The sequence below is a fragment of the Deferribacter thermophilus genome (genome assembly GCF_049472675.1).
In the GTDB taxonomy this organism is placed as follows: Bacteria; Chrysiogenota; Deferribacteres; order Deferribacterales; family Deferribacteraceae; genus Deferribacter; species Deferribacter thermophilus.
The window spans coordinates 2501-5766 of record NZ_JAPNXM010000024.1 but is presented as its reverse complement, the minus strand read 5'-3'; the positions used below and the strand labels follow the sequence as shown (position 1 = coordinate 5766).

General features: G+C 54.4%; 2 rRNA genes (1 of these 2 cut by a window edge). Both read right to left on the bottom strand.

What is annotated here, in order from left to right:
- Window positions 1–7 precede the first annotated feature (7 nt).
- Window positions 8–125 (bottom strand): 5S ribosomal RNA (rrf, locus tag OWM07_RS11125).
- A 59-nt stretch (window positions 126–184) separates the two neighbouring features.
- Window positions 185–3266 (bottom strand): 23S ribosomal RNA (locus tag OWM07_RS11120) (it continues 420 nt past the right edge of the window).

Sequence of the window (3266 nt, the reverse complement as noted above, 5' to 3'; positions counted from 1 at the left end):
AAAAAAGCTCTGGCGGCGACCTACCTTCCCACGGGTTACCTTCCCGCAGTATTCTCGGCGCTGGAGGGCTTAACTTCCGTGTTCGGAATGGGAACGGGTGTTGCCCCTCCGCTATGACCACCAGAGCATTTCTTATATCCCTCACAAATAGGTGATAAAAGAATAGAGATTTTTTCAGGGTAATACGGTCAAGCCGCACGGTCGATTAGTACTGGTTAGCTCAACGCCTCACGGCGCTTACACACCCAGCCTATCAACCTCGTAGTCTCCAAGGGACCTTCAGGGAGCTTACGCTCCGGGAGGCCTTATCTCGGGGCCGGCTTCCCGCTTAGATGCCTTCAGCGGTTATCCGTTCCGAACATGGCTACCCAGCTGTGCCCCTGGCGGGACAACTGGCGCACCAGAGGTTCGTCCATCCCGGTCCTCTCGTACTAGGGACAGACCCCCTCAAGCCTCCTACGCCCGCAGCGGATAAGGACCGAACTGTCTCACGACGTTCTGAACCCAGCTCGCGTACCACTTTAATCGGCGAACAGCCGAACCCTTGGGACCTGCTCCAGCCCCAGGATGTGATGAGCCGACATCGAGGTGCCAAACCTCCCCGTCGATGTGAACTCTTGGGGGAGATCAGCCTGTTATCCCCGGGGTACCTTTTATCCGTTGAGCGATGGCCCTTCCACGCGGAACCACCGGATCACTAAGGCCTGGTTTCCCACCTGCTCGACTCGTCAGTCTCGCAGTCAAGCACCCTTATGCCTTTGCACTCAACAGTTGGTTTCCAACCAACCTGAGGGTACCTTCGCGCGCCTCTGTTACTCTTTAGGAGGCGACCGCCCCAGTCAAACTACCCACCTGACAATGTCCCTCCGGCTACACACCGGCCAGGTTAGATACTCAGTACACCAAGGGTGGTATTTCAAGGACGGCTCCACCCAGGCTGGCGCCCAGGCTTCTCAGCCTCCCACCTATCCTACACATGATGCACCAAGTATCATTGCCAGGCTGTAGTAAAGGTCCACGGGGTCTTTCCGTCCTGCTGCGGGTAAACGGCATTTTCACCGCTACTGCAATTTCGCTGAGCCCCCAGCCGAGACAGCGCCCAGATCGTTACGCCATTCGTGCAGGTCGGAACTTACCCGACAAGGAATTTCGCTACCTTAGGACCGTTATAGTTACGGCCGCCGTTTACCGGGGCTTCAGTTCGGGGCTCTCACCCCTCCCCTTAACCTTCCGGCACCGGGCAGGCGTCACACCCTATACTTCCTCTTACGAGTTAGCAGAGTGCTGTGTTTTTGGTAAACAGTCGCCTGGGCCTCTCCTCTGCAACTCCCCTCGGCTCCAGCCGAAAAGGCCTTCACCTAATAGGAGCCCACCTTCTCCCGAAGTTACGGTGGCAATTTGCCGAGTTCCTTAGCTGGGGTTCGCTCAAACGCCTTAGGATTCTCGCCTCGCCTACCTGTGTCGGTTTGCGGTACGGTCAGCTGGTAAACTCCCTAGAGGTTTTTCTCGGGAGCTGGGTATCAGCGACTTCCCCGATGTTACTCGGGTCGTACTCGGGCCTCAGCCTTAGCAGGAGAGCGGATTTGCCTACTCTCCCAGCCTACACCCTTGAACCGGGACTACCACCACCCGGCTCGCCTAACCTTCTCCGTCACCCCATCGGTAGTAACGCTTACCAGCTGGCGCAGGAATATTAACCTGCTTCCCATCAGCTACGCCTCTCGGCCTCGCCTTAGGGACCGGCTAACCCACCGCGGATTACCCTGCCGGTGGAAACCTTAGGCTTACGGCGAAAGGGTTTCTCACCCTTTTTATCGCTACTCATGCCTGCATTATCTCTTCCGCACGCTCCAGCACACCTTACGGTGTACCTTCTTCGCTGTGCAGAATGCTCCCCTACCGCTGTGCACACCCAGCGTGCACAACCCGTGGCTTCGGTGATGTGCTTAGCCCCGCTATATCTTCGGCGCAGGAGTACTTGACCAGTGAGCTGTTACGCTTTCTTTAAAGGGTGGCTGCTTCTAAGCCAACCTCCTGGCTGTCTACGCACTCCCACATCCTTTACCACTTAGCACATACTTAGGGACCTTAGCCGACGGTCTGGGCTCTTACCCTCTCGACTATGGACCTTCTCGCCCATAGTCTCACTCCCAGGATTCACCTACCGGTATTCGGAGTTTGTCAGGGTTCGGTAACCGCAATGGCCCCTAGCCCTAACAGTGCTCTACCCCCGGCAGGAAACTCCTGAGGCTGCACCTCAATGCATTTCGGGGAGAACCAGCTATCACCAGCCTTGATTGGCCTTTCACCCCTACCCACAGGTCATCCGAGCCGTTTTCAACCGACACCGGTTCGGGCCTCCATCCACTGTTACGTGGACTTCACCCTGCCCATGGGTAGATCGACTGGCTTCGGGTCTACCGCATGCAACTAACGCCCTATTCAGACTCGGTTTCCCTACGGCTACGCCTAACGGCTTAACCTCGCTGCATACGGTAACTCGCAGGCTCATTATGCAAAAGGCACGCCCTCACCGAGCACCTCATTATTTACACCATATTTAAACTATTTCTTATTCGCTCATATAATAACTGCTTACTCCTTCCCCTTTGTTTCAATTTCCGCTCTCTATTTAACGCATCCTCTCTGCTTAAATATGCCTCATAATATACCAACTTCCAATCGCACCCTCTAGTACTCTTACTCTTACCTTCTCTATGTTCCCTAACCCTTCTCCTCAAATCACTGGTATATCCTACATACTTCTCTCCTCTCTCGTTAACAAGAACATATACATAATACATCTTAACTCTCCCTACATGATATAAATAATGAGGTGCTCGGCTCGGACCGCTTGTAGGCAGATGGTTTCAGGTTCTATTTCACTCCCCTAACAGGGGTTCTTTTCACCTTTCCCTCACGGTACTGGTGCACTATCGGTCGGCGACTCGTATTTAGCCTTAGGAGGTGGTCCTCCCTGATTCCCACAGGGCTCCACATTCCCCGTGGTACTCGGGGTCACCGCTCGGCCACCTTCAGGTTTCGCATACGGGGCTTTCACCCTCTATGGCTGGCCTTCCCAGACCATTCTGCTACCATCCAGTGTACCTTTCTCGCGGGCCCCACAACCCCCCGCCCTCATTAAAAGCATGGATAATCTATTCCCCTCTCAACCTCTTCTTCAAATATCTCCAACTACCACCATACTGTTTCAACTGGCGTTCCCTTTTAATCGCCTTCTCCTTATCCTTATAAGCCTCATAATA